25 protein-coding genes are annotated in these 25,391 nt (G+C 72.7%); 19 read left to right on the plus strand and 6 right to left on the minus strand.

The genetic code is table 11. The features are described 5' to 3' along the window. Positions 1–39 precede the first annotated feature (39 nt). The 10 genes from AB0H82_RS11235 to AB0H82_RS11280 all read left to right on the plus strand — a co-directional run bounded on the left by AB0H82_RS11235 (position 40) and on the right by AB0H82_RS11280 (position 10,783). Positions 40–2,085 carry a tetratricopeptide repeat protein gene (locus AB0H82_RS11235; protein ID WP_362991530.1) on the plus strand — a complete coding sequence of 682 codons (2,046 nt, stop codon included), beginning with the start codon at positions 40–42 and terminating at the stop codon, positions 2,083–2,085. A 145-nt stretch (positions 2,086–2,230) separates the two neighbouring features. Beyond that, positions 2,231–3,346, plus strand: a complete 1,116-nt coding sequence (gene ald / locus AB0H82_RS11240; protein ID WP_362991203.1) for an alanine dehydrogenase — start codon at positions 2,231–2,233, stop codon at positions 3,344–3,346. Between the two features lie 390 nt (positions 3,347–3,736). Further along, a complete protein-coding gene (locus AB0H82_RS11245; protein ID WP_362991205.1) occupies positions 3,737–4,843 on the plus strand; it encodes a ParA family protein in 1,107 nt (368 codons plus the stop codon). Then, positions 4,828–5,421 (plus strand): hypothetical protein, encoded by a 594-nt coding sequence (locus AB0H82_RS11250; protein ID WP_362991206.1) that lies wholly within the window; start codon positions 4,828–4,830, stop codon positions 5,419–5,421. Before AB0H82_RS11245 ends, AB0H82_RS11250 begins: the two co-directional genes overlap by 16 nt. A gap of 19 nt (positions 5,422–5,440) precedes the next feature. Continuing rightward, positions 5,441–6,394 carry a segregation/condensation protein A gene (locus tag AB0H82_RS11255; RefSeq protein ID WP_362991208.1) on the plus strand — a complete coding sequence of 318 codons (954 nt, stop codon included), beginning with the start codon at positions 5,441–5,443 and terminating at the stop codon, positions 6,392–6,394. Next, positions 6,391–7,056, plus strand: a complete 666-nt coding sequence (gene scpB / locus AB0H82_RS11260) for an SMC-Scp complex subunit ScpB (RefSeq protein WP_362991210.1) — start codon at positions 6,391–6,393, stop codon at positions 7,054–7,056. Before AB0H82_RS11255 ends, scpB begins: the two co-directional genes overlap by 4 nt. 10 nt (positions 7,057–7,066) lie before the next feature. Then, positions 7,067–8,194, plus strand: coding sequence for a pseudouridine synthase (locus AB0H82_RS11265; RefSeq protein WP_362991212.1), 1,128 nt, complete (start codon positions 7,067–7,069; stop codon positions 8,192–8,194). A 79-nt stretch (positions 8,195–8,273) separates the two neighbouring features. Beyond that, complete coding sequence (locus tag AB0H82_RS11270; protein ID WP_362991214.1) at positions 8,274–8,999, plus strand: NUDIX domain-containing protein; 726 nt, start codon at positions 8,274–8,276, stop codon at positions 8,997–8,999. Further along, a complete protein-coding gene (locus AB0H82_RS11275; RefSeq protein WP_362991216.1) occupies positions 8,996–9,997 on the plus strand; it encodes an ADP-ribosylglycohydrolase family protein in 1,002 nt (333 codons plus the stop codon). Before AB0H82_RS11270 ends, AB0H82_RS11275 begins: the two co-directional genes overlap by 4 nt. Positions 9,998–10,012: 15 nt before the next feature. After that, positions 10,013–10,783 (plus strand): nucleotidyltransferase domain-containing protein, encoded by a 771-nt coding sequence (locus AB0H82_RS11280; protein WP_362991532.1) that lies wholly within the window; start codon positions 10,013–10,015, stop codon positions 10,781–10,783. On the opposite strand, the gene AB0H82_RS11285 is transcribed toward AB0H82_RS11280, so the two are convergent. Then, on the minus strand, positions 10,691–11,452 hold the full coding sequence (locus tag AB0H82_RS11285; RefSeq protein WP_362991218.1) for a nucleotidyltransferase domain-containing protein: 762 nt from the start codon (positions 11,450–11,452) through the stop codon (positions 10,691–10,693). The genes AB0H82_RS11280 and AB0H82_RS11285 overlap by 93 nt on opposite strands. Positions 11,453–11,561: 109 nt before the next feature. On the opposite strand from AB0H82_RS11285, the gene aroH reads away from it, so the two are divergent. The 5 genes from aroH to der all read left to right on the plus strand — a co-directional run bounded on the left by aroH (position 11,562) and on the right by der (position 16,049). After that, positions 11,562–11,930: a chorismate mutase gene (gene aroH / locus AB0H82_RS11290; RefSeq protein WP_362991220.1), complete on the plus strand. Its 369-nt coding sequence runs from the start codon at positions 11,562–11,564 to the stop codon at positions 11,928–11,930. Next, positions 11,927–13,012, plus strand: a complete 1,086-nt coding sequence (locus tag AB0H82_RS11295; protein WP_362991222.1) for a prephenate dehydrogenase — start codon at positions 11,927–11,929, stop codon at positions 13,010–13,012. The genes aroH and AB0H82_RS11295 overlap by 4 nt, the downstream gene beginning before the upstream one ends. A gap of 137 nt (positions 13,013–13,149) precedes the next feature. Further along, positions 13,150–13,845: a (d)CMP kinase gene (gene cmk, locus AB0H82_RS11300; protein WP_362991224.1), complete on the plus strand. Its 696-nt coding sequence runs from the start codon at positions 13,150–13,152 to the stop codon at positions 13,843–13,845. Continuing rightward, positions 13,842–14,489 (plus strand): lysophospholipid acyltransferase family protein, encoded by a 648-nt coding sequence (locus AB0H82_RS11305; RefSeq protein WP_362991226.1) that lies wholly within the window; start codon positions 13,842–13,844, stop codon positions 14,487–14,489. The genes cmk and AB0H82_RS11305 overlap by 4 nt, the downstream gene beginning before the upstream one ends. An 81-nt stretch (positions 14,490–14,570) precedes the next feature. Then, entirely contained in the window at positions 14,571–16,049 is a 1,479-nt protein-coding gene (gene der, locus AB0H82_RS11310) for a ribosome biogenesis GTPase Der (RefSeq protein ID WP_362991228.1), read from the plus strand. 112 nt (positions 16,050–16,161) lie between these two features. On the opposite strand, the gene AB0H82_RS11315 is transcribed toward der, so the two are convergent. Both AB0H82_RS11315 and AB0H82_RS11320 read right to left on the minus strand, forming a co-directional pair. After that, the gene (locus AB0H82_RS11315) at positions 16,162–16,467 is read right to left on the minus strand and encodes a hypothetical protein (RefSeq protein ID WP_362991230.1); all 306 of its coding nucleotides are present in this window, start codon (positions 16,465–16,467) and stop codon (positions 16,162–16,164) included. Positions 16,468–16,644: 177 nt separating this feature from the next. Continuing rightward, positions 16,645–17,463 (minus strand): hypothetical protein, encoded by an 819-nt coding sequence (locus AB0H82_RS11320; RefSeq protein WP_362991232.1) that lies wholly within the window; start codon positions 17,461–17,463, stop codon positions 16,645–16,647. A 526-nt stretch (positions 17,464–17,989) separates the two neighbouring features. Here AB0H82_RS11320 and AB0H82_RS11325 point away from each other — a divergent pair. Together AB0H82_RS11325 and AB0H82_RS11330 are read left to right on the plus strand one after the other, a co-directional pair. Beyond that, on the plus strand, positions 17,990–18,610 hold the full coding sequence (locus AB0H82_RS11325; protein WP_362991234.1) for a transglycosylase family protein: 621 nt from the start codon (positions 17,990–17,992) through the stop codon (positions 18,608–18,610). Positions 18,611–18,703: 93 nt separating this feature from the next. Beyond that, a complete protein-coding gene (locus AB0H82_RS11330) occupies positions 18,704–19,288 on the plus strand; it encodes a transglycosylase family protein (protein WP_362991534.1) in 585 nt (194 codons plus the stop codon). Here the strand turns inward: AB0H82_RS11330 and AB0H82_RS11335 are convergent. The 3 genes from AB0H82_RS11335 to AB0H82_RS11345 are packed head-to-tail and all read right to left on the minus strand — an operon-like array spanning position 19,254 to position 23,295. Continuing rightward, positions 19,254–19,949, minus strand: coding sequence for an ATP-binding cassette domain-containing protein (locus AB0H82_RS11335; RefSeq protein WP_362991236.1), 696 nt, complete (start codon positions 19,947–19,949; stop codon positions 19,254–19,256). The genes AB0H82_RS11330 and AB0H82_RS11335 overlap by 35 nt on opposite strands. Next, positions 19,950–22,805 carry an ATP-binding cassette domain-containing protein gene (locus AB0H82_RS11340; protein ID WP_362991238.1) on the minus strand — a complete coding sequence of 952 codons (2,856 nt, stop codon included), beginning with the start codon at positions 22,803–22,805 and terminating at the stop codon, positions 19,950–19,952. 4 nt (positions 22,806–22,809) lie between these two features. Continuing rightward, positions 22,810–23,295 (minus strand): hypothetical protein, encoded by a 486-nt coding sequence (locus tag AB0H82_RS11345; protein ID WP_362991240.1) that lies wholly within the window; start codon positions 23,293–23,295, stop codon positions 22,810–22,812. 208 nt (positions 23,296–23,503) lie between these two features. Between AB0H82_RS11345 and AB0H82_RS11350 the strand changes: the two genes are divergently transcribed. Both AB0H82_RS11350 and AB0H82_RS11355 read left to right on the plus strand, forming a co-directional pair. Further along, positions 23,504–24,070, plus strand: coding sequence for a hypothetical protein (locus AB0H82_RS11350; protein ID WP_362991242.1), 567 nt, complete (start codon positions 23,504–23,506; stop codon positions 24,068–24,070). Then, positions 24,045–25,340 carry an ABC transporter substrate-binding protein gene (locus AB0H82_RS11355; RefSeq protein ID WP_362991244.1) on the plus strand — a complete coding sequence of 432 codons (1,296 nt, stop codon included), beginning with the start codon at positions 24,045–24,047 and terminating at the stop codon, positions 25,338–25,340. Before AB0H82_RS11350 ends, AB0H82_RS11355 begins: the two co-directional genes overlap by 26 nt. Positions 25,341–25,391 lie beyond the last annotated feature (51 nt).

The following is a 25,391-nucleotide window of genomic DNA, read 5'->3' on the forward strand; positions in this document are numbered from 1 at the left end:
GATCAGGCGGTCGACACGGACGGTGTCGCGGGCGGCGCGGTGCCGCCGCCCGCGAGTGCCCCGGTGGAGCCGACGAGGAGTCAGTTCGTCGGCAGACGCCGGGAGCTGAAGGAACTCCGCGCCGACATCGACCGGGCGGGCCTCGACACCCTCTCCGGCCGCAAGGCCCCTCGCGCGCGCGTGCTGCTGATCGCGGGCCGCCCCGGCTCGGGCCGCACCTCGCTCGCCGGGGAACTCGCCCGGCAGCTCGCCGGCGACTACCCCGACGGCGTGCTGCGCGCCCGCCTCACGGAGCCCGACGGCGGCCGGGTGCCCACGGAGCGCACCGCCCGCGAACTCCTCGACGCCCTGCGCGTGCCCGCACCCCCGGGGGCCGCCGAGGACGACCTCACCGCCCTCCTCCGGGAGGCCCTTTCCGGCCGCAGGGCGCTGCTGCTCCTCGACGACGCCGCCGACGCCGAACAGGTCGACCCGCTGCTTCCGGAGACGCCCGACTGCCTGGTCGTCGCGGTCTCCGAGGGACCGCTCACCGGCATCCCCGACGTCCGGCCCTGCACCCTCGGCGGCCTGGACAAGGCGGCCGCCGTCGAGCTCCTCGCCCGCGCCGCGGGGCCCGTCCGCATCACCGTCGACCCACGCTCCGCGGAATCCCTCGTCGAGGCGTGCGCGGCGCATCCCGCGGCGCTCGTCCTCGCCGGCGGCTGGCTCGCGGCGCGGCCCAAGGCGGCCGTCGCCGACCTCGCCAAGCGCGTGCACGACATGCCCGACGAGGGCTCGGCCCTCGCGCGTGTCTTCGCTCACACCTACGCCTCGCTGCCCGCGGCCGCCGCGCGGATACTGCGGTTCCTCTCCCTCGCCCCGGCCGGCGACGTCGACGCGCACACCGCCTCCGCGCTCGCCGGCTGCTCGGTCTCCGCGGCCGGGACCACGCTCGACGACTTCGTGGCGCTCGGGCTCGTACGGGCCGTCGACTCCCCCCTCCCGCAGTACGAGGTGCCCGGCTGCCTGGTCCCGCTGCTGCGGGCCCGCACCGGGAGCCAGGACCGCCCCGCCGAGATCCAGCTGGCCAGGGCACGGATGCTGGAGCGGACCGTGCGCCTGCTCCAGTCCTGCAGGGCCGTCACGGAACCGGACGCCTCCGCCGCCCGCAAGAAGCTCGCGGGGCTGCCGCGCGCACTGCGCTTCCCCAGCGCGCACGCGGCCGCGGACTGGCTGCGCATTCGGCAGCCCGCGCTGCTCGCGGCCGCCCGGCTCGCGGTGGCCGACGGCGAGCTCGACACCCTCGCGCGGCGCCTGATGGCGGCGCTGGTCAGGGCGCTTGTCGCGCACCGCGGCACCGAGGACGCGGCCCCCGAGCTGTACGGCATCCACCGGCTCGTCCTGGACGTGGCCGAGCGGCGGAACCTGCCGCGCGAGCAGGCGGCGGCGCTCCTGAACCTCGCGGACCTGGACGCGTGGACAGGGCGGACCCGGGACGCGCTGGTCCGCTACCGCGCCGCGCTGGACGCGGGACGCGCGGCAAACGATCCGTACGCGACCGGGCGCGCGATGGAATCCGTAGGCGGCGCCTATCAGGAGCTGGGGGACTGGCCGCGCGCCTCCGACTGGTTCGGCCGCGCACTGGCCCAGCGCCTGGCCCGCGGCGAGCGCGCGGACGCCGCCAGGCTGTACGGCCGGATCGGCGCGGTGCACACCTACGCCGGGCGCTACGGCGAGGCGCTGCGCAACTGGAGGTCGGCCGTCACCGGGCACCGCAGGAACGGCGATGTGGCCGCCCAGGCAAGGGCGTTGAGCGAGCTGGCCCGGGTGCAGGAGTACGCGGGACGGCCCGAGGAGTCGTTGCGCACCTGCCAGGAAGCCGTCGAGCTGGCGCGGCACGCCAAGGACGTCCGCCTGCAGGCGGCGCTGCAGCTCCGCCTCGCCGACACCCTGGAGCGGCTCGGGGACCCGGCGGCCGCCCGGCTGCACCGGGCTGCGGCCGAGCGCATGCTGGGAACTGAGCTCTCCCCGGGGCCGAGGCTTGAAACAAATGGTGGAGCGGAGCCTTCCGCCTGCGAAATCCGTAGTGCATCTGCGGAAGATTGAAGTATTGAAAGGCTAGACAGCGCGAAATCCTTCATTAGACTGGCTCCGCCGCGTACCTCCGCGGTGTCTCCCGCTGCGCCCCCACGCGCACCGGTATGCGTTGCATTGCCCGAAAAATCCCCTGAGCCAAGGACCGTGATCGACGATGAAGGTCGGCATCCCCCGCGAGGTCAAGAACAACGAGTTCCGGGTGGCCATCACCCCCGCCGGTGTGCACGAGCTGGTGCGCCACGGCCACCAGGTCGTCATCGAGCGGAACGCCGGCGTCGGCTCCTCGATCACGGACGCCGAGTACGTCTCGGCCGGCGCCACGATCCTGGACACCGCCGACGAGGTCTGGGCCACCGCGGACCTGCTCCTGAAGGTCAAGGAGCCGATCGCGGAGGAGTACCACCGCCTCCGCAAGGACCAGACGCTCTTCACCTACCTGCACCTGGCCGCGTCCAAGGAGTGCACGGACGCGCTCCTGGAGTCGGGCACCACCGCCATCGCGTACGAGACGGTCGAGACCGCCAACCGCGCGCTCCCGCTGCTCGCCCCGATGTCCGAGGTCGCGGGCCGCCTGGCCCCGCAGGTCGGCGCCTACCACCTGATGGCCGCCAACGGCGGCCGCGGCGTCCTGCCGGGCGGCGTCCCGGGTGTGGCCGCGGGCAAGGCCGTCGTCATCGGCGGCGGCGTCTCCGGCTGGAACGCCGCGCAGATCGCCATCGGCATGGGCTTCCACGTGACCCTCCTCGACAAGGACATCAACAAGCTCAAGGAAGCGGACAAGATCTTCGGCACGAAGATCCAGACCGTGGTCTCCAACGCCTTCGAGCTGGAGAAGGCCTGCCTGGAGGCCGACCTCGTCATCGGTGCCGTCCTCATCCCCGGCGCCAAGGCCCCGAAGCTGGTCACCAACGAGCTCGTCTCGCGCATGAAGCCGGGAAGTGTCCTTGTCGACATCGCGATCGACCAGGGCGGCTGCTTCGAGGACTCGCACGCCACCACGCACGCCGAGCCGACCTTCCCGGTCCACAACTCGGTCTTCTACTGTGTCGCCAACATGCCCGGCGCGGTGCCGAACACCTCGACGTACGCGCTGACCAACGCGACCATGCCGTACATCGTGTCGCTGGCGAACAACGGCTGGGTCGAGGCACTGCGCCGCGACCACGCGCTCGCCCTGGGTCTCAACACCCATGACGGCAAGGTCGTTTACAAGGAGGTCGCGGAGGCCCACGGTCTCGACCACGTCGAGCTGGAGTCGCTCCTCGGCTGAACCTGACCGCTTTCGTCAACGAAAGTCGTCAATCTCACGCCCACGGCCGGACCTTGAGAGGGGTCCGGCCGTATGCGTATCAGTGTGGACACGCTCAACTGGCCTTGAACGTAACCCTTTAACCGTTTCGCCCACCCCGGAAAGGTGTCGATGGCGAGCCGCACGCCCTTGACACAAGGGTGTTCCATTGCCGACACATCGGGCCGGGTCCGGCGGATTGTGTTGCTGTGGAGCGGTGACACGCCATAGAGTCGCCAACCGTCGGCATGGTGCCACGCTGACCTATCGAGAAATTTCCTGGTCACCAAGGAGGTAAGACGACTTGTGAATGAGTCGACATTTGCTCCCGGGGGTGGTCAACCAGGAACGTCTGCACGGGACCAGGGTCCCGTGGGGCTCGAGGCCGTCGGCTCGGTCGCTGTCCGCACCTTCGAAGCCCGGCAGAGCCCCCAGCCGACACAGTCAGCACCCCAGAGCATGGATGGCCATCACGTGAACGCCATGGCCGGCGACCGGAGTGGCGATAACACCCACACCCACCTCGCCGACTACGAGGAACTGCCCCAGGGGCACTTCTACGACCCCGACGCCGAGTACGAGCCCGATCCGGAGTACGCGGCCACGCTCGCGCCCGACGCGGCCCGCCAGCGCCGCGAGCGCATCGGCCCCACGGGACGCCCGCTGCCGTACTTCCCGATCCCCGGCCCGCTGACCGACCACGGTCCCGCGAAGATCATCGCGATGTGCAACCAGAAGGGCGGCGTCGGCAAGACGACGTCGACCATCAACCTGGGCGCGGCCCTCGCGGAGTACGGACGCCGGGTCCTGCTCGTCGACTTCGACCCGCAGGGCGCCCTCTCGGTCGGCCTCGGCGTCAACCCGATGGAGCTGGACCTCACGGTCTACAACCTCCTCATGGAGCGCGGCATGGCCGCGGACGAGGTGCTCCTGAAGACGGCGGTCCCGAACATGGACCTGCTGCCCAGCAACATCGACCTGTCCGCGGCCGAGGTCCAGCTGGTGAGCGAGGTCGCGCGCGAGTCCACGCTCCAGCGCGCCCTGAAGCCGCTGATGCAGGACTACGACTACATCGTGATCGACTGCCAGCCCTCGCTCGGCCTGCTCACCGTGAACGCCCTGACGGCCGCTCACAAGGTGATAGTGCCGCTTGAGTGCGAGTTCTTCGCGCTGCGCGGTGTGGCGCTCCTCACCGAGACCATCGAGAAGGTCCAGGAGCGGCTCAACCCCGACCTGGAGCTCGACGGCATCCTCGCGACCATGTACGACTCCCGCACGGTGCACAGCCGTGAGGTGCTCGCGCGCGTGGTCGAGGCCTTCGACGACCACGTCTACCACACGGTCATCGGACGTACGGTCCGCTTCCCGGAGACCACGGTCGCCGGTGAGCCGATCACGACGTACGCCTCCAACTCGGTCGGCGCGGCCGCCTATCGTCAGCTCGCCAGGGAGGTGCTCGCCCGGTGTCACGCCGAGTGAGTCTGCCCGGGGCCGACGAACTGTTCCGTACGACCGGGGGGATGGCGCTGCAGTCGTCGTCTCCGCGCCGGCAGGCGAACGGCGAGGCGAAGGTGCCCGCTCCGGCGGGCGAGAGCGACGAGACGGCCGCCTCCGCCGAGGACACGGCGGCGCAGGGCGACGGCGGTGACCCCGCCGAACACGCGGCCACCGACGCGGAGTCCGGCTCCGGCGAGTCCCGCAGCCGTACCGCGGGCGACGCCGAGAAGGGCGCCGGACGGCGCTCCTCGGGGGCGCAGGAAGGTTCGGCCGCCCAGGGCGGCGCCAAGTCCGGCTCCTCGACCGCGCAGGCGCGGCGACGGGCACGGGCGGCCAACCGGCGGCCCAGCGGGCGCGAGCGGCACGACGAGAAGATCACCGTGTACGTCTCCGCCGAAGAGCTGATGGACCTCGAACACGCGCGGCTCGTGCTGCGCGGCGAGCACGGGCTCGCGGTCGACCGCGGGCGGATCGTGCGGGAGGCCGTCGCGGTCGTCCTCGCCGATCTGGAGTCCCGCGGGGACGCGAGCATTCTCGTACGACGGCTGCGCGGGCGGTAGGGGTAGCGTTTCTGGCCTCATGGCCTCGAACAGTGAATCCGTACCGCCCCCGCCCGCCCGGCGCCGTGCCCTGGGGCGCGGGCCCGGGGGGGCTCCCGAGGAGTCCCCGGAGCCTGAGCCCGCCGAGGCTGCTGAGGCTGCGGAACCCGCCGGATCCGTCGAACCCGCCGACGGGCGGTTCAAGGTGCGGCTCGCGAACTTCGAAGGGCCCTTCGACCTGCTGCTCCAGCTGATCTCGAAGCACAAGCTGGATGTCACCGAGGTCGCCCTGTCGAAGGTGACCGACGAGTTCATGGCGCACATCCGGGCCATGGGGGCCGACTGGGACCTGGACCAGACGACCGAGTTCCTGGTCGTCGCCGCCACCCTGCTCGACCTCAAGGCGGCGCGGCTGCTGCCCACCGCCGAGGTCGAGGACGAGGCCGACCTGGCGCTCCTCGAAGCACGGGACCTGCTGTTCGCGCGGCTGCTGCAGTACCGCGCGTACAAACAGGTCGCCGACATCTTCAGCGGGCGGCTCGACGGCGAGGCGCGGCGCTATCCGCGGACCGTGGGTCTGGAGCCGCACCACGCCGAGCTGCTGCCGGAAGTGGTCATCAGCATCGGGGCGGAAGGATTCGCCAAGCTCGCCGTGAAGGCGATGCAGCCCCGCGCGAAGCCGCAGGTCTACGTCGAGCACATCCACGCTCCGCTGGTCTCCGTGCAGGAGCAGGCCGGGCTCGTCATCGCCCGGCTGCGGGAGCACGGGGAGACGAGTTTCCGGGTCCTTGTGGCGGACGCGGGGGACACCCTCACGGTCGTCGCCCGCTTCCTCGCCCTCCTGGAGCTCTACCGCGAGAAGGCCGTCGTCCTGGACCAGGAGGACCCGCTGGGCGAGCTGATGGTGCGGTGGACCGGTGGGGACGGCGGGGAGGAGCCGACCGTGACCGACGAGTTCGACCGGGCCCCCGAACCGATGGAGGACAAGGCGTGAGTGAGCACCCCGTCGCCAGTGAGCACCCCGCGGGGCCGGGCGGTGTCGCGGACCTGGAGCTGCGGCCCGCCCTTGAGGCCGTTCTGATGGTCGTCGACGAGCCGGTCACCGAGGAGCACCTCGCGAAGATCCTGAAGCGGCCCAGGCGCGCCGTCGCCGACGCGCTGCGGGAGCTCGCCGACGAGTACACCGTGCAGAAGCGCGGCTTCGAGCTGCGGCTCGTCGCGGGCGGGTGGCGGTTCTACACCCGGCCCGAGTACGCCGCCGCGGTGGAGGGCTTCGTCCTCGACGGGCAGCAGGCGCGGCTCACCCAGGCGGCCCTGGAGACCCTCGCGGTCGTCGCGTACCGCCAGCCGGTCAGCCGTTCCAGGGTCTCCGCGGTGCGCGGTGTGAACTGTGACGGCGTGATGCGCACCCTCCTCCAGAGGGGTCTGGTGGAGGAGGCGGGCGCGGAACCCGAAACAGGTGCGATCCTGTACAGGACGACGAACTACTTTTTGGAGTGGATGGGCCTGCGTGGCCTTGACGAGCTTCCGGAGCTCGCGCCCTTCCTCCCCGAGGCGGACGCGATCGAAGGGGAGACGCAGGAAGGCGTTCCGTCGTTCGACCCGGACGCACCCGATGCGCCGGGGTACGAGTACACCCAGGACACAGCCGACTAACGGAATTGTGATGCGAAGCAGCAGCGGCAGGAACAGCAGCGGAAACAACGGCGGGAGCCGTGGTGGCAACAGCGGCGGCCGCGGCGGGAACGGCGGCGGACGCGGTAATTTCCGTGGCGCCGGCAACAACCGCGACGACAAGCAGGGCGGCAGCGGCCGTCCGAAGAAGCCGCGTCCGGAGGAGCGGCGCTACGACGTAGGCGCCGACGGCACGCACAACGGTCCGAAGTCGGGCCGCGGCGCCTCGGCGCGCGGCGGCGCCAAGGGCGGGCCCAAGCAGGGCCAGGGCAGCGGGCGGGGGCGCTGGGCCCCGGCCACGTCCCGTGAGTACGACGCGCGGGCCGAGGAGCGCAACCGCGAGCGGTACGCGGGCAAGCCGAAGACCAACCTGCCCAAGACCTTCCCGGGCGCCGAGCAGGAGGGCGAGCGGCTGCAGAAGGTCCTGGCCCGCGCGGGCTACGGCTCGCGCCGTGCCTGTGAGGAGCTGGTCGAGGAGGCTCGCGTCGAGGTCAACGGCGAGATCGTCCTGGAGCAGGGCATGCGCGTCGACCCCGAGAAGGACGAGATCAAGGTCGACGGTCTGACCGTGGCCACGCAGTCGTACCAGTTCTTCGCGCTGAACAAGCCCGCCGGTGTCGTCTCCACCATGGAGGACACCGAGGGCCGCCAGTGCCTGGGGGACTACGTGACCAACCGCGAGACGCGGCTGTTCCACGTGGGGCGGCTCGACACCGAGACCGAGGGTGTCATCCTGCTCACCAACCACGGCGAGCTGGCGCACCGCCTGACCCATCCCAAGTACGGCGTGAAGAAGGTCTACCTCGCGCACATCGTGGGTCCGATCCCGCGTGACCTGGGCAAGCAGCTCAAGGACGGCATCCAGCTGGAGGACGGGTACGCCCGCGCGGACCACTTCCGCGTCGTCGAGCAGACCGGCAAGAACTACCTCGTCGAGGTCACCCTCCACGAGGGCCGCAAGCACATCGTGCGGCGCATGCTCGCCGAGGCGGGCTTCCCGGTGGACAAGCTGGTGCGGGTCGCCTTCGGGCCGATCACCCTCGGCGACCAGAAGTCGGGCTGGCTGCGTCGCCTTTCCAACACGGAAGTCGGCATGCTGATGCAGGAAGTCGATCTGTAGGAATCGCTTCATCGCTTGCCCGAACCACCCCCCTCTCTTTATAGTCAACGGGACCATAAAGAGAGGGGGGTGGTTGTGCATGCAGGGATACGACAAGTACGCCTTCGAGCCCTTTGCCGTCACCGTCGACCTGGCGGTGTTCACCGTCCGGGACGGCACGCTGCACGTGCTGCTCGTCGAGCGCGGCCAGGAGCCTTACGCGGGGCGCTGGGCCCTGCCCGGCGGATTCGTGCTGCCCGAGGAGTCGGCCGAGCAGGCCGCGGGGCGGGAGCTCGCCGAGGAGACCGGCATCGCGGATGTCGGGCGGCTGCACCTGGAGCAGGTGCGCACCTACAGCGACCCGGACCGCGATCCGCGCATGCGGGTCGTCTCCGTCGCCTTCGCCGCGCTCGTGCCGGACCCGCCGGAGGTCCACGGCGGCGGTGACGCGGCCCGCGCCGCCTGGCTGCCGTACAGCCCCGCCACCTACCGGCCGCTCGCCTTCGACCACGACTGGATCCTCGCCGACGCCCACGACCGGGTCGGCGCCAAGCTGGAGTACACCGGGCTCGCCACGGCCTTCTGCGCTCCCGAGTTCACGCTCGGCGAGCTGCGCCAGGTCTACGAGGCGGTGTGGGGCGCCGAGCTCGACCCCGCCAACTTCCGGCGCAAGGTGGTCGGCACCGCCGGGCTCGTCGAGGCGATCCCAGGCGCCGCCCGGCTGACCGGCGGACGCGGAAAGCCCGCGGCCCTCTTCCGGGCCGGCACCGCCACCGCCCTGCACCCGCCGCTGCTGCGCCCCGCCCCGGAAGGACAGTCCTCATGAAGCGCGCCGCCACCGGATCCCTCATGGGCCTCGCCCTCGGGGACGCGCTCGGCTTCCCCACGGAGTTCGACGACGTACCGTCGATCCTCGCCAAGTGCGGGCCCTGGCGCGGGATGGAGCTGCCGGAACCGGCGCTCATCACGGACGACACCCAGATGACGCTCGCCCTGAGCCGCGGGCTGCGCACCGCCATGGACCGTGGGCTCCTCGGCCCCAAGCGGCTGGAGCGGCCGCTGCGCGAGGAGTTCGTCGAGTGGTACCAGTCGCCGGAGAACAACCGCGCGCCCGGCAACACCTGCCTGAAGGCCTGCCACCTCCTCAAGACCGGCAAGCCGTGGGAGGAGGCCAGCCAAGTGCACTCCAAGGGGTGCGGCGCCAACATGCGCGTCGCACCGCTCGGCCTCGCCCCCGGCCTGAGCGACGAGCAGCGGGCGGGCGCCGCCCAGCTGCAGTCCGCGCTCACCCACGGCCACCCGACGGCGCTCGCCGCCTCCGACCTCACCGCCCGCGCCGTGCGGCTGCTCGCCGAGGGCGCCGAGCCGACGGGACTCGTCGGACTGCTCCGCTCGTACGCGTACGAGAACCGCGAGACGTACCACGAGCGCTGGCTCGGCGAGCTGTGGACGCGGGGCGGGGACGCGACACCACAGGCGTTCATCGCGCGCGGCTGGGACGAGTGCCTGGACGTGCTGGCACGGCTCCGTGACGCACTGCGCGCGCCCTCACCCGAGACCGACCCCTGCCTCGCGACCGGCGAGGGCTGGATCGCGGAAGAGGCCCTCGCCACCGGCCTGCTCTGCTTCCTGCTGTTCCTCGACGACCCCGTCACCGCCCTGCGCAGGGCCGCCTGCACCTCGGGCGACTCGGACTCGATCGCCTGCCTCACGGGCGCCTTCGCGGGAGCCCACCTCGGCGCGGACGCCTGGCCCCCGGAGTGGCAGAACCGAATCGAACACGGAGCCGAGCTCAGGGAGTTCGGGGTGCTCTGGGACGCTTGAGGGATGACTGTGGACCTGGGCCCCGACCTGGACATCGACCTCACCTCCGTCGTCGCCGAGCAGACCGACCCGCTGCTCTTCGCGACGGTCTCCGGAGCGCACCTCTACGGCTTCCCGTCCCGGGACTCGGACGTGGACCTGCGCGGGGTGCACCTGCTTCCGGTGACCGACCTGGTGGGGCTCAGGGAACCGGACGAGACCCGGTCCCGGATGTGGGACCGGGCCGGGGTCGAGATGGACCTCGTCACGCACGACCTGCGCAAGTTCGTACGGCTGATGCTGCGGAACAACGGCTACGTCCTGGAGCAGCTGCTCTCCCCGCTGGTCGTGCACACCACCGACGCCCACGCGGAGCTCATCGCGCTGGCACCGGCCGTCCTCACCAGCCAGCACGCCCACCACTACCGCGGGTTCGCCGGGACCCAGTGGCGGCTCTTCGAGAAGAACGGAGAGCTCAAACCGCTGCTCTACACCTTCCGTGTGCTGCTCACCGGAATCCACCTGATGCGCAGCGGACAGCTCGTCGCCCACCTGCCCACGCTGCTGGGGGAGGTGGCGGACGCCCCCGCGTATCTTCCGGAGCTGATCGCCGCCAAGAACGCGGCCGAACACGGAGGCGCCGACGTGGACCACGCGCGCGTGGCCGACGATGTGGAGCGGCTGCACGCCCTCCTCGACGCGGCGCAGGCGGAGTCAGCCCTGCCCGGGGCCCACACGGCGTACGACGCCCTGCACGACCTCGTCGTCCGCGTGCGGCTCCAGGGCCGCCAGGGGATCCAGGGCTGACGCCCGGCGCGTACGGAACAGGTAGTCGGCGATCCGCTTCCGGTCGGGCTCCGGCGGGAGCGGGCTGTGCTCGGCCGCCGCCTCCGCTTCGACCGCGAGGCGGTTCATCCAGGACTCGACCTCCGGCCAGGAGACCTCGCCGCGCACCACCGCGAGCAGCGGCTCGCGCTGATCGCCGACGTCGATCGTCAGCTCGCCGGTGCGCAGCAGGTCGCGGCAGGACATCAGGAGCCGCAGCAGGTGCATCGCGTGCTTCCAGCGCGGGGCGCCGTGCGTGCGTACGTCCGCGTCCAGCTTCTTGCGCTGGCCCAGCGCGTAGCGGACGAACGTGTCGTGGGCCTGGCGGGAGAGGAACGCGCCGCGCAGCGCGAGGAGTTCGCGGCCGGTGTCGGTGACGTGCTCCACGAGCGGGGAGTACAGGCACTCCAGCACGTTCGGGTTGGCGCGCAGGGCGAGCTCGCAGAAGCGTTCCAGCTCCCAGCTGAACTGCTCGTCGGCGGGCCCGTCGACGTGCGTCGGGGGCTTCTCGAAGCGCCAGAACAGCGGGGTGGGCGCGAGGAAGACGCCCCTGCGGTCGGTGTCGCTGCCGTCCGTCGCCAGGCCGAAGGCGCGCGAGCCCATCACACAGGAGTAGACCGTGTGGTCGCGTACCAGGTCCTGAGGGCGCATGGGGCGAGCGTACGACCCGGCTCCACGGCTCGTACGCCCAGGTCCGTGCGGCCCCCGATAGGCTTGCCTTCACATCTATTGCGGGTGCAGTGCGAGAAGGGGCGGCGACGTGGCGGTACGAGCGGTTCGGGGTGCCGTCCAGTTGGAGAGGGACGAGGCCGGGCACATGGGGGTGCAGGTCAGTGCGTTGCTCACCGCCCTTCTGGAGCGGAACGGGCTGACGGGGGACGACCTGATCAGCATCTGGTTCACGGCCACGCCCGATCTGCACTCCGACTTCCCGGCGGCCGCCGCCCGCGGTCTCGGGATCGGCCTCTCCGACGTGCCGCTGATCTGCGCCCAGGAACTGGACGTCGAGGGCGCCATGCCCCGCGTCGTCCGCGTCCTCGCCCACATCGACACCGACCGGCCCCGCTCCGAGATCACGCACGTGTACCTCGGCGCCGCGGCCGCACTCCGCAAGGACATCGCCCAGTGAGAACCGCCCTCGTCATCGGCACCGGCCTGATCGGCACGTCCGCGGCCCTGGCCCTCGCCTCCCGCGGCGTCGCCGTCCACCTCGCCGACCACGACCCGGAGCAGGCCCGCACCGCGGCCGCGCTCGGCGCCGGTACGGACGAGCCGCCCGAGGGCCCCGTGGACCTCTGCGTCGTCGCCGTGCCGCCCGCGCACGTCGCCACCACGCTGGCCGACGTCATGCGGCGCGGCGCCGCGCGCGCCTACCTCGACGTGGCGAGCGTGAAGGGCGGCCCGCGCCGCGAGCTGGAGGCGCTCGGCCTCGACCTGGCCCCGTACATCGGCACGCACCCCATGGCGGGCCGGGAGCGCAGCGGTCCGCTGGCCGCCACTGCCGACCTCTTCGAGGGCCGGCCCTGGGTGCTGACCCCGACCAGGGACACCGACACCGAGGTGCTCAACCTCGCCCTGGAGCTCGTCGCCTTCTGCCGTGCCGTGCCGGTCGTCATGGACGCCGACGCCCACGACCACGCGGTCGCCCTCGTCTCGCACATGCCGCACCTGGTCTCCAGCATGGTCGCGGCCCGCCTGGAGAACGCCGACGAGGCGGCGGTCAGGCTCTGCGGCCAGGGCATCCGCGACGTCACGCGGATCGCCGCGTCCGACCCGCGGATGTGGATCGACATCCTCTCCGCCAACCCCGGCCCCGTCGCCGACCTGCTCGCCGACGTCGCGTCCGACCTGGAGGAGACGGTCTCCGCGCTGCGCGCGCTGCAGTCCGCCGACGGGGCGAAGCGGTCCGAGGGCGCGGCCGGCGTCGAGAGCGTGCTGCGGCGCGGCAACGCGGGCCGCACCCGGGTGCCCGGCAAGCACGGGGCGGCCCCCGCGGCGTACGAGATCGTCGCGGTGCTCATCGACGACAAGGCGGGCCAGCTGGCCCGGATCTTCGCCGACGCGGACTCGGCGGGGGTCAACATCGAGGACGTCCGCATCGAGCACGCGACCGGGCAGCAGGCGGGTCTGGTGCAGCTGATGGTCGAGCCGGCGTCCGCGCCCGTGCTGAGCGCGGCGCTGCGGGAGCGGGGCTGGTCGATCAGGCGGTAGGGGGATGCGGTAGGGGCCGGGCCCGGGCGTTCTCCGCAGGGGCTGTCGGGGCAGGGTGTGCGAGCCAGTAACCTTGTCCGGGGCGCGGTCGCGCCCGATTCCCTGGCCCGCGTACAGCGAAAGGTGCCCACCGCCCCGTGGAAACAGCCGAAACCGCCGCCCCGGCAGCCGTGATCGTCGCCATCGACGGACCGTCCGGCACGGGCAAGTCGAGCACCTCGAAGGCCGTCGCCGCCCAGCTCGGTCTCAGCTACCTGGACACCGGCGCCCAGTACCGGGCCATCACGTGGTGGATGGTCCACCACGGCATCGATCTCACCGACCCGACGGCGATCGCCGCCGTCGCGGGCAAGCCCGAGATCGTCTCCGGCACCGACCCGGCCGCCCCGACCATCACGGTCGACGGCACGGACGTCGCGGGCCCGATCCGCACCACCGACGTCACCTCCAAGGTCAGCGCGGTCAGCGCCGTCCCCGAGGTGCGCACCCGCATCACGGAGCTGCAGCGCTCCATCGCTGCGTCGGCGGAGCAGGGCATCGTCGTCGAGGGCCGTGACATCGGTACGACCGTGCTGCCCGACGCCGACCTGAAGATCTTCCTCACCGCGTCGCCCGAGGCGCGCGCCGCCCGCCGCTCCGGCGAGCTGAAGGGCGCCGACGTCAAGGCGACCCAGGAGGCCCTGATCAAGCGGGACGCGGCCGATTCGAGCCGCAAGACGTCCCCGCTGGCCAAGGCCGACGACGCCGTCGAGGTCGACACCACCGAGCTCACGCTCCAGCAGGTCATCGAGTGCGTCGTCACCCTTGTCGAGGAGAAGCGGGCGGCCAAGTGACAGAAGGCGCTTCCGAGCGCGGCGCCGAGGTCGGCCGTCGGATCGGCGTCGGCCTCATGTACGGCTTGTTCAAGCCGCGCGTGCTCGGCGCCTGGCGCGTGCCCGTGAGCGGCCCGGTCATCCTGGCCGTCAACCACTCGCACAACGTCGACGGCCCCATGGTCATGGGCGTCGCGCCCCGGCCGACGCACTTCCTGATCAAGAAGGAAGCGTTCATCGGACCGCTCGGCTCCTTCCTGCACGGCATCGGCCAGCTGAAGGTGGACCGCTCGGTCGCCGACCGCACGGCCATCACCCGCGCCCTGGGCGTGCTGGAACAGGGCGGCGTCCTCGGGATCTTCCCCGAGGGCACCCGGGGCGACGGCGACTTCGCGGAGCTGCGGGCCGGCCTCGCGTACTTCGCGGTGCGGGCCGGAGCCCCGATCGTGCCGGTCGCGGTGCTGGGAAGCACCGAGCGTCCCGGACGGTTGATAAAGCAGCTGCCGCCGCTGCGCAGCCGCGTCGACGTCGTCTTCGGCGACCCCTTCGACGCGGGTGACGGAAGCGGGCGGCGCACGCGCAAGGCGCTGGACGAGGCGACCGTGCGCATCCAGGAGCGGCTCACCGCCCACCTGGAAAACGCCAGGCGCCTGACCGGGCGCTGAGCGAGACTTATCAGTAGTGCCCCGGCCCGACAGGCAGGACGGTGCACCGATCACCACGATGAACGACGAGGTACGGACTTCATGAACGACCAGATCCAGCCCGCGGGCGACGGCTCCGCCGAGCACGACCACGGGGCGCTCGGCGACGCCGAGTACGCACAGTTCATGGAGCTCGCCGCCGAAGAGGGCTTCGACATCGAGGACGTCGAGGGCGCCATCGAGGAGGCGGGCCACGGCCCGCTGCCCGTCCTCGCCGTCATCGGCCGCCCCAATGTCGGCAAGTCGACACTGGTGAACCGCATCATCGGCCGCCGCGAGGCCGTCGTGGAGGACCGCCCGGGCGTCACCCGCGACCGCGTCACCTATGAGGCCGAGTGGGCGGGCCGCCGTTTCAAGCTCGTCGACACCGGCGGCTGGGAGCAGGACGTGCTCGGCATCGACGCGTCCGTCGCCGCCCAGGCGGAGTACGCGATCGAGGCCGCGGACGCCGTCGTCTTCGTCGTCGACGCCACGGTCGGCGCCACCGACACCGACGAGGCCGTCGTCCGCCTCCTCCGCAAGGCCGGCAAGCCCGTCGTGCTCTGCGCCAACAAGGTCGACGGCCCGTCCGGCGAGGCCGACGCCACCGCCCTGTGGGCCCTCGGCCTCGGCGAGCCGCACCCCGTCTCCGCGCTGCACGGCCGCGGCACCGGCGACATGCTGGACGCCGTCCTGGAGGCGTTGCCCGAGGCGCCCGCGCAGACCTTCGGCACGGCCATCGGAGGACCGCGCCGCATCGCCCTCATCGGCCGGCCGAACGTCGGCAAGTCCTCCCTGCTCAACAAGGTGGCGAACGAGGACCGCGTGGTCGTCAACGAGCTCGCGGGCACCACCCGTGACCCGGTCGACGAGCTCATCGAACTCGGCGGCATCACCTGGAAGTTCGTCGACACGGCGGGCATCCGCAAGCGCGTCCACCTCCAGCAGGGCGCCGACTACTACGCCTCGCTGCGCACGGCGGCCGCCGTCGAGAAGGCGGAGGTCGCGGTGATCCTCATCGACGCCTCCGACACCATCTCGGTCCAGGACCAGCGCATCGTGACGATGGCCGTCGAGGCGGGCCGCGCGATCGTCGTCGCGTACAACAAGTGGGACACCCTCGACGAGGAGCGCCGCTACTACCTGGAGCGGGAGATCGAGACCGAGCTCGCCCAGGTCGCCTGGGCCCCGCGGGTCAACGTCTCGGCGACCACCGGGCGCCACATGGAGAAGCTCGTCCCGGCGATCGAGACGGCCCTGGAGGGCTGGGAGACGCGCGTGCCGACCGGCCGCCTCAACGCGTTCCTCGGCGAGATCGTCGCCTCCCACCCGCACCCGGTCCGCGGCGGCAAGCAGCCCCGCATCCTCTTCGGCACGCAGGCGGGCACCAAGCCGCCGCGGTTCGTCTTCTTCGCGTCCGGCTTCATCGAGGCGGGCTACCGCCGCTTCCTGGAGCGCCGCCTGCGCGAGGAGTTCGGCTTCGAGGGCACGCCGATCCATATCTCGGTGCGGGTGCGCGAGAAGCGCGGCCGCAAGAAGTAAGCGGCTGTAAGAAGTAAGCGGCTGTAAGAAGTAAAAGGCTTACGAGGTACGGGAATGCCCGGCCTCCCGTCGCGGGAGGCCGGGCATTCGGCTGTCCGGGGCGCGGCCCGGTTCAGTGCTCGCGGCGCGGGCCGGGCGGCAGGGCCGCGGGGACCTGGTAGTGGCCCGTGGCGTACTGGTCCTGCTGGCCGTAGCGGGCCATGTGGAACTGGCCGTAGGAGCTGTGGCGCGGTTCGTGCCGTCCGTCGGCGCGGTGCTGGCCGCCGTACCGCCCCGAGCCGAAGGAGACGAACCCCAGATCCTCCTCGCCGGACCGGTCGCCCGGCAGGGCCCTGAAGGACCTGAGGTACTCCGAGTACAGCGTGTCGTAGATGGGTGTGGCCGAGTGGCTGCCCGCGGTGTCCGGCGCGGTGCGCATGGACGGGATGGGGCTCTGGTACGCCGGCCGGTGTCGGGAGGGGTCGTATGGGTGCACGACTGTGCCAACGAAACGACCGCTCTACGGATGCGGGGGCCGCGCCGCTTTCCCCGGTCCGGCAGGTGTGTGACCGGCACTTTCGGGGTCCGGGGCGGCCCTTCGACTACTCCCGGGAGCTCAGGTTCCGGCGAGCGGCATCGTGGCCGCGACGAGGCGGCCGTGGGTCGCGGCCTTGTCCAGGGCGGCCCGCAGCATGTCCTCGCGGGGCTGCCGGCCGATGGAGCCGACCGGCGCCGCGAAGAGCAGCACGGTCTGCGTCTTGTTGGCCGCGGTCCGCCAGTCCTCGGTGACCTGGAGCGGGTGGTGCGCCTGCCACCAGGCAACCGGGGAGCCGCCGCCGGTGCCGGGCTGCAGGACGGCGTGCAGCTGGCCCATGGCGAGCAGCACGGACCAGCCGGGCAGCGCGGGCGGCGGGGAGTCGAGGGAGGTCACCGGCAAGAAGCCCTGCTCGATGAGGAGCGGCAGGAAGTCGTCGCCGCCGCCCGGCGCGGCGCCGGGGCGGGCGATGGGGCCGGTCGGCTCGACGACGAGCGCGGGGCGCAGCTCGCCCTCGATCAGGACGAGGCCGCTGGTCACGCCGAGGACGGCCTGGGTCGGCTGCGCCTCGGGCACGGTCGCGGGCACCGTCCCGTGGGTCGCCTCGGACGCCGCTTCGCCGTCGCCCCCGGTGATCGAGCGCACGGCACCCTGCAGCTGCTCCTCGGAGACCGTGACGATCTGGGAGGGCAGGCAGCTGGAGTGGGCGAAGGCGAGCACGGCGGTCTCGGCGCCGACGAACAGGACCGTGCTGGTGCGCTCCTGTTCGGCGTCGCCCGGGGTGCGGCAGGACGTGCAGTCGTAGCTGCCCGGGGTGTTGTCTCCGGCGAGCAGCCGGTCGGCTTCTTCGTCGCCGATCTCGGCGCGTACGTCGTCGCTGAGGTCGAGCATGCGCGGCACGGGTGGCTCCTCGGGATCGTCTTCTGGGGTGCATGGGGAAGGTGTGCCGAGCCGGACGGCGTCCGACTCGTAAGAAGACAACGGTGGATCAGTGGCGCAAGTCACGCGCGGAGGCGAACGGAATCGAACCATCCGCAGCAGAGGGTGAAACGCCTGCTGGAATCCGTCACTCCGCGCCAACAGGGGGCGGGGGCACGGAAGTTGGGGCGGTGAGCTGAGTCACAGATCGACAGGTCGAGGGGTCGATAAATACTGATATCGGCCTATGAAGTGGGTGGCCGGAACTCGCCGATACCGTAGGTAACACTCAACTGGCCTGGAATGACAAGGACTTGGTTGATACCGGGCGAGGGGACTCCTAGATTCCACCGCCGTGTGCAGCGAGCACCGCTCGGGTACGTCCGCCGGTCGCACCAGCCAGCTACAGCACCGACCCCGGCGGGCGGGGCCGGCCGGGTCCCGAGCGCCGGATGCGCGAGGGGCCCGCACGGTCAGGGGGAGCCCGGGTCCTCCGAGAGGGAAATACATGTCCGCACGTCCCAAGAGCACGCGCACGACGGCAGTGATCGGAGGGGCCGCACTCCTGGCCCCACTGGGCCTGCTCGCCGCGACCGGCCAGGCCGGCGCGGCCGACAGCGGAGTGTGGGACCGCATCGCACGGTGCGAGAGCGGCGGTAACTGGCAGATCAATACGGGCAACGGCTACTACGGCGGGCTGCAGTTCTCCGCCGGTACGTGGCGTGCGTTCGGCGGCGGGGCCTATGCGCCGACCGCCGACAGGGCGTCGAAGGCGCAGCAGATCGCGGTCGCCACCAAGGTCCAGCGCGTGCAGGGATGGGGCGCGTGGCCCACCTGTGCGGCCAGGGCGGGCGCGTACGGCAGCGCGCCGTCCGCTGCGGCACCGGTTCCGAAGGCCGTCAAGCCGGCGCCGAAGGCCGTGAAGCAGCGGCCCGGCGAGGTGCCCGGCCGGTCCGACCGGGGGTCCTCCTACGGTGGTGCCGGCAACTACATCGTGCGGCAGGGCGACACCCTCAGCCGCATAGCGGCCCGGCACGGCATCCACTGGCAGCGGCTCCACGCCGCCAACCGGCAGGTCATCGGCGGTGACCCGGACGTGATCGTGCCGGGACAGCGACTGAGCGTCTGACCCGATAGTCCGACCGGGTGGGGGCGGCTCCGCGGAGGGCGCGGCACACTCCGGGCCCGCCGCGGAGCTGCCTAGCGTGACCCGATGCACCCGATGCACCGGAAGTTGACCAAGCGTGCCCGGTCCGTGTCCCTGGTCCTCGGCGCGGTCCTGGCGGCGGCGGCGCTGCCGTCGGCCACCGCGTCCGCGGCTCCGCCGTCGAAGCCGGGCGTGGCCTCCAGGGCGAACGACTGTTCCGCGACCAAAGGACCGTGGGAGTGCCTCGCCGAGTGCGAGAGCAACGGCCGATGGCACACCAACACGGGAAACGGCTTCTACGGAGGGCTGCAGTTCTGGCAGCCCACCTGGGAGGCGTACGGCGGGCTCAAGTACGCGCCGCGCGCCGATCTCGCCACCAAGGAAGAGCAGATCAAGGTCGCCGAGAAGGTGTTGCGCACCCAGGGCTGGGGCGCCTGGCCCGCCTGCTCCAAGAAGCTGCGCATCCAGCGGTTCGAGCGCGGCACCCACACGGTGAAGGCGGGCGAGACACTGAGTTCGATCGCGCGCCGGTACGGGGTGAAGGGAGGCTGGCAGGCCCTCTACAGGGCCAACCGCGACACGGTCGGGAGCAGTCCCGACCGGATCGGCGTGGGCGCCCTCCTCGTCATTCCGGGGCGTACGGCGTCCGCGCGGAACTGAGCTCTCCCGCGAGCTCTCCCGCCTCACCGCTGAACACGACCGCGCCGCGGCGCAGTTCGTGCACGACCGCCGTCCGCCCCGCGCCCTCGCGCAAGGCGGGCGGCAGGCGCTGCTCGGCCAGGACCACACATGCGTCCAGACCGGCCAGGAGGGCGTAGGTCCGTGCGGCGACGGCGGGTGACATGCCCTGCGTCGGCTCGTCCGCGAGGACGACCTCCACTGTCGGGAGGAGCGCCCGCGTCAGGGCCAGCATGCGCTGTTCGCCTCCCGAGAGGGTGCCCGCGCGGCGGTGCAGCAGCGGGCGCAGCTCGGGGTAGGCGTCCAGTGGGCGGGTGAAGTCGCCCGCCGGGTACGACAGGCGCAGGTTCTCCGCGACGGTGAGGGAGGAGAACACCGCGCGGCGGTCCGGTACGAAGCACACGCCGTTCGCCGCCCGTTCGTGGGCGGGCCTGCGCGTGATGTCCCGGCCGTCGCGGACGACCGTGCCCGAGGTGAGGGCGACCGTGCCCGCCAGGGCGCGCAGGGCCGTGGTGCGGCCGGCGCCGTTGCGGCCCAGGAGCACGGTGACGGTGGCGGCGGGGGCGGCCAGGGTCACGCCGTGCAGAGCCTCCAGGGGGCCGTAGCGGACGCGGGCCTCTCGCAGTTCGATGCCTCCCCGCACTCAGGCGCCTCCTCGCATTCCGCGGACCTCTTCCAGCGCCTGGCCCGCGGGGCCCGTGGTCACGATGCGGCCCGCCGCCATCACGTGCACGGTGTCGGCGAGGCCCGCCACGAGGTCGAGGTCGTGCTCGACGATCAGGAGCGCCGTGCCGTCGGCCGCGAGGGCGCGCAGCAGGGTGGCCAGCGCCGCCACTTCGGACTCGTCCAGGCCCGCGGCCGGCTCGTCGAGGAGGAGGGTGTGGGGGTTGCCCGCGAGGGCTCTGGCGAGTTCCGTGCGTCGGAGGACGCCGGTGGAGAGGTCGGCGGCAGGGTGGGCGCCGAGGGGCGTGAGGTCCAGGAGGCGGAGGGCGTGGGCTGTGGCTCGGGTGCTCGTGCCCTGTCCGGGGGTTCGGTCCGCGCCCACCTGGATGTTCTCCGCGACCGTCAGCGACGGGAAGACGGCCAGTTGCTGGAAGGTGCGGGCCAGACCGGTGCGGGTGCGGGCGTGGTCGGGGAGCGCGGTGATGTCGCGGGGGCCCAGGGTGACACGTCCGGAGGTGGGGCGGAGGGTGCCGGCCAGGCAGTGGAAGAGGGTGCTCTTGCCCGCGCCGTTGGGGCCCACTATCGCCGTGATGTGGCCCGGGGGCACGGAGAGGGTCACGTCGTCGAGGGCCTTGAAGCCGTCGTAGGTGAGGGTGAGGCGGTGGGCGGTGAGGGTGCGGCTCGGGGGGCCGGGTGCGGGGGCCGTCCGGGTGGGGCCCCGGGGCGCCTGCCGCCGGTTCGGCGGCTGCGGGGGTGTGGGGGCGGCCTTCCTCTCGTTCGTGACGGTACGTGGAGGAGTGCGGCTCGCGTGGTCGGTCTCGCGCGCGGGCCGGGTGGGGTGCGGGGCCGCGGGGGTGTCTGCGTGCTCGCCATCCCTGCGGCGGGGCCCCCTTGCTTCGGGTCTGGCAGCGTTGGCTCGGTGCTGCGCTCGCAGAAACCCCCACGTCCCCTCCCGTGGGTTCGGCGGCTGCGGGACGGTGGTGCTTCCGGTCTCCGCCAGCAGTTCGCGGGCTGCCCGGCCCGCCGGGGTGAGGTGCGGGGTTCTGCGGAGTCTGCGGGTGGCCGCGTGCAGCGCCTCGTACGGGCCGCCGGGGAAGCGGCCGATGAGGACGGCCAGGAGGCCGATCACGGCTGCCGCCATGCCGCCTTGCGTTCCCGCGTCCAGGCCGACCAGGAGCGCTGCCGCGGCCAGGGCGCCGAGGACGCTGTCCGAGCCGAGGACCACCACCGCGGCGAACCAGAGAAGGCCGCGCACGGGGTCGTAGGCGCCCGCGTCGAATGCCCGGTGGCCCATGGCGAGCATGCCGCCGCCGAGCGCGGCGAGCGCCGCCCCGGTGACGAACGCGGCGAGTTTCAGGGCGGGGACCGGCACCCCGGCGGCCGCCGCGCCCGCCTCGTGGTCCCGCATCGCGGCGAGGGCACGGCCCGTGCGGCCCCGGCGCAACGCGATGACCAGGAGCAACGCGCCCGCGAGGAGGACGAGTTCGAGGACGTAGTACGCGCGGTCGCCCGTGAAGCCCGCGGGGCGGTCCAGGGTCAGGCCGGCCGTCGCGTACGGCTGGGTGAAGACGAAGCGGCTGACGCCCACGCCGACCGCGAAGGTCGCCAGGGCCAGCGCGAGGCCGTGCCTGCTGATCGCGGGCCAACCCGTGAGCAGGCCGAGGGGCGCGACGAGGAGGACCGCGACGGCCAGGGCGGGCAGGTGCGGGAGTTCGGGGAGGCCGGGGAAGCGGCCCGCCGTCAGGAGCGCCGTGAACAGGGCGCCCAGGCCCGCGTACGCCGCCTGGCCCAGGGAGATCTGGCCGCCCCGGCCCGTGACGACCACGAGGGAGAGGAGGATCACCGCGAGGGCCGGGACCTGTACCGAGGTCGTGAGGTCGCTGCCCGCGAAGCCCAGCGGGATGAGGAAGAGGACCGCCGCCACGATCCAGGCGCCCGGCGGTGTGGGGACGCGGGCCGTCGCCGTGCGGGGGAGGGCGTCCCGGGAGCCGATGCCGGGCAGGACGAGCGCCGCGACGAGCAGGGCGATCACGAAGAGGTTGGCGCCCGCCGTCTGGAGGAGCTGTTCCTGCCGGCCCCCGGGGTGCAGACGCGTCAGCTGGCTCTGCGCCACGCCCAGGCCGAGGGCGACCGCCACGGCGACGGGCAGGCTGCGCATGCCGGCCGCCACGGCGACCGCCACGACTTCCATGACCAGGAGGGGCATGCCGTACGGGTCGAGGCGTACGTGGGGGGCGAGCAGGACGCCGGTGAGGCCGGCCGTGAAGGAGCCGAAGGCCCAGCCCGCCGCGGCCACCCGGTCCGCGTCGATGCCGGAGAGCACGGCGAGGTGGCGGTTGTCGACCACCGCGCGCAGCTCGCCGCCGAAGCGGGTCCAGCGGGTCAGCGCGCCCACGGCGGCGGCGAGGGCGACGGCCGTGCCGAGCTGTGCCCAGGGGTCGGCGGAGAGGAGTTCGGGCGCGTCGTCGCGGGCGCCCGGTCCCCAGAGGAGGGCCGCTCCGCCGACGAGCAGGACGAAGACGCCGATGGAGGCGACCAGGGTCTGGGCGGGGTCGCTGCCGAGGACCGCCAGGGGGCGGAAGACCGCGTGGTCGAGGAGCAGGCCGATGGCGGGGGCGACGACGAGCAGGGTGACCGCGGCGGCGAGGGGGAGCGGCCAGTGCCATTCGGCCGTCAGGTGGCGCAGGACGTAGGCGCAGAGCATGGCGATCGCGCCGTGCGCGAAGTTGAGGACGCCGGTGGCGCGGTGGGTGACGATCAGGCCGATGCCGGTGAGGGCGGCGGCGCTGCCGACCGAGAGCCCGGCCAGTGTCAGGTCGTAGCTCAGGGACGCCACCGGGTCAGTGCTCCGGAGCCGGGGCGGGGGCGGCCGGCGGGTCGTCGGGCTCCGGGGGACGCGGTGGTTCGCAGATCGGGCAGGGGGCCAGGGCGCCCGCCGCGAGGATCGTGGCGTCGGCGGGGACGGCCTTCGGTTTTCCGGCGACCAGCGGGCAGTCCGCGCGGTGCCGGAGCGTTCCGCCGGGGACCATGAGGAGCGCTTCGTCGGTCGCCACGGGAGCCTGCCGCCGGTCCCCGGCGGGTGGGGGCTCCGTCGCCACCAGGAGTCCGTACAGCTCCTCGACGCGCGCCGCCGCCAGGGCGCTCCTGCCGTGGGTGAGCAGCACCGCGCCCGCGACGATCAGCGCGGCGCCCGGCACCGTGCAGGAGGCGAGGTAGGGCAACTGCCGTTCGGCGAACCGCTCTCCGGAGACGCCGTACCAGCCGATCACGCACAGCACCGCGCCGCCGGCGAGCGCCGCGAAGGCCGCCCACAGCACGGGACGCACGGCGCGCGAGCGGTCCCGGCCGGACGCCCCGGCCGTCCGAACTGTCCGATCCGCCCCCATCGGAGCCCCCCTGGGACACGTCGTCGGTCACGTCAGTGACGTCAGTGGGCTGTCCATGTCAGCCGATGGCTTGCACTATGCCTCCTGGAAGCCGACGCTGAAAGCTCCGGGCCCGCGCGGCCCGGACCGACACCCGGTGGTGAGCCAGATGGTTCTCGGGAGCAGCCCAAGGCGGGGGACGCACCCCGGGCGGGGCAGGGCGCGGGGCGCGGCGCTGGCGGCCGCCGCGGTCCTGCTGATGGGACCGGCCGCCGTGGCCTGCGGCGACGACAGCGGAGGCGGGGACGGCGGCACGCCGCCCGAGCCGTCCGTGGAGAAGACGACCGAGTCCCCCGACGACAGCGCGTCCGCGCCCGCCGACCCGGCCGCCGCGGAGGACGAGGTCCGGGAGAACTGGGAGAAGTTCTTCGACCCGAAGACGTCCCTGAAGGAGAAGGAGACCGTCCTGGAGAACGGCCCCGGGATGCGCGCCGTGCTGAAGGGCTTCAGCGGCGACGAGCGGGGCGAGCAGGTCGCGGCCGAGGTCGCCGAGGTCGAGTTCAACTCCGCCACCGAGGCCGACGTGACGTACGCGCTGACGCTGAAGGGCGCCACCGCGCTGCCCGACGCCTCCGGGACGGCCGTCGACGAGGACGGCACCTGGAAGGTGTCGGTCAAGACCCTCTGCGCCCTGGTGAAGCTGAGCGGGAATGCGTCGCCCGGTCCGGGCTGCTGAGGCACTGTCCGCCGCCGCGCTCCTGGTGGCGTGCGCGGCCTGCGGGAGCCGGCTGCCGGAGAGCGACTTCGAGCGGCGCGGCACCGGGCCCGCCCCGGCCGGGGGAGCGCCGGTCAGGGTCGGCATCATCGCCAGCGCGACCAGTCCGGTCGGCGGCGCCGCGTTCACCGGGCCGCGGGACGGCGCCAAGGCCTACTTCGACCGGCTGAACGCGCGCGGCGGCATCGCGGGACGCCGGGTCGAGGTGCTCACCTGCGACGACGGCGGCAGCGGCGTCGGCAACAACGACTGCGTGCGCAAGCTGGTCGAGGAGCAGCGGGTCGTCGCGCTCGTCGCCACGTCCTCGCTGGACTACGCGGGCGCGGCACGCGTGTCACGCGCGCGCGTGCCCGACATCGGGGGGCAGCCCATCGGGTCCGCCTACGACACGTACCCGCATCTGTACGGGATCTACGGCAGCCTCGCCCCGCGCAACGGGAAGCCGGGCTGGGACGGCAAGCTGTACGGCGGGACGGAGGTCTACCGCTACTTCAAGCGGGAGCACGGCGCGCGGACCGCCGCCGTCGTCTCCTACAACCAGGCCGCGTCCGCCGCGTACGCACGGCTCGTCACCCGGGGCCTGAAGGCCGAGGGCTACAAGGTGGTCACCGAACAGGTCGACTTCGCGCTGCCCAACTTCCGTGCCGCGGCGGCCGATCTGAAGGAGCAGGGCGCCGACCTCGTCTTCGACGCGATGGACACCCACGGCAACGCGCGGCTGTGCGAGGCGATGGACGACGTCGGCGCGCGGGTCACCGCCAAGGTCACCAACGTGCAGAACTGGACCTCGGCCGTCGCCGACGACTACGAGGACGCGCCCCGCTGCCGCAACGCCCTGTGGGCCACCGGGTCGAGCAGGAACCACGAGGACACCGGTCACCCGGCGGTGCGGGAGTTCCGCGCGGCCATGAAGGGCGAGGCGCTCTCGCAGTGGCAGCTGGAGGGGTGGGCCGCCGCCATGTGGTTCACCGACGCGGCACGGTCCTGCCCGGCCGGGAGCGGCGGTGACGTCACGCGCGCGTGCGTGGACCGTTTCATGCACCGGGAGGAGCCGTACTCGGCGCGGGGGCTGCTGGTGCCCGTCACGTTCGAGCGGCGGAGGGAGCCGCCCACGACGCGCAGGACGTGCGTGTCGGTGGTCCGCTGGCGGGACGGGAAGGGCTGGGTCACTCAGGGCGGCGACATGAACGAGAACTGCTTCGACGTCCCCCAGCTCTCCTACCAGCCTTGATGCGCGAAAACGCGAAAAGGTTCCCATCCTTGGCTTGCGATCACGCATCTG

Source organism: Streptomyces sp. NPDC050732 (genome assembly GCF_040654255.1).
Taxonomy (GTDB): domain Bacteria; phylum Actinomycetota; class Actinomycetes; order Streptomycetales; family Streptomycetaceae; genus Streptomyces.

What these genes read in the sequence shown, in the direction of transcription:
- ald (WP_362991203.1), top strand. Translation starts at nt 2,231, where the DNA reads ATGAAGGTCGGCATCCCCCGCGAGGTCAAGAACAACGAGTTCCGGGTG.
- AB0H82_RS11255 (WP_362991208.1), top strand. Translation starts at nt 5,441, where the DNA reads ATGGCCTCGAACAGTGAATCCGTACCGCCCCCGCCCGCCCGGCGCCGT.
- AB0H82_RS11265 (WP_362991212.1), top strand. Translation starts at nt 7,067, where the DNA reads ATGCGAAGCAGCAGCGGCAGGAACAGCAGCGGAAACAACGGCGGGAGC.
- AB0H82_RS11270 (WP_362991214.1), top strand. Translation starts at nt 8,274, where the DNA reads ATGCAGGGATACGACAAGTACGCCTTCGAGCCCTTTGCCGTCACCGTC.
- AB0H82_RS11275 (WP_362991216.1), top strand. Translation starts at nt 8,996, where the DNA reads ATGAAGCGCGCCGCCACCGGATCCCTCATGGGCCTCGCCCTCGGGGAC.
- AB0H82_RS11285 (WP_362991218.1), bottom strand. Translation starts at nt 11,452, where the DNA reads ATGCGCCCTCAGGACCTGGTACGCGACCACACGGTCTACTCCTGTGTG.
- der (WP_362991228.1), top strand. Translation starts at nt 14,571, where the DNA reads ATGAACGACCAGATCCAGCCCGCGGGCGACGGCTCCGCCGAGCACGAC.
- AB0H82_RS11315 (WP_362991230.1), bottom strand. Translation starts at nt 16,467, where the DNA reads ATGCGCACCGCGCCGGACACCGCGGGCAGCCACTCGGCCACACCCATC.
- AB0H82_RS11325 (WP_362991234.1), top strand. Translation starts at nt 17,990, where the DNA reads ATGTCCGCACGTCCCAAGAGCACGCGCACGACGGCAGTGATCGGAGGG.
- AB0H82_RS11330 (WP_362991534.1), top strand. Translation starts at nt 18,704, where the DNA reads ATGCACCGGAAGTTGACCAAGCGTGCCCGGTCCGTGTCCCTGGTCCTC.
- AB0H82_RS11350 (WP_362991242.1), top strand. Translation starts at nt 23,504, where the DNA reads ATGGTTCTCGGGAGCAGCCCAAGGCGGGGGACGCACCCCGGGCGGGGC.
- AB0H82_RS11355 (WP_362991244.1), top strand. Translation starts at nt 24,045, where the DNA reads ATGCGTCGCCCGGTCCGGGCTGCTGAGGCACTGTCCGCCGCCGCGCTC.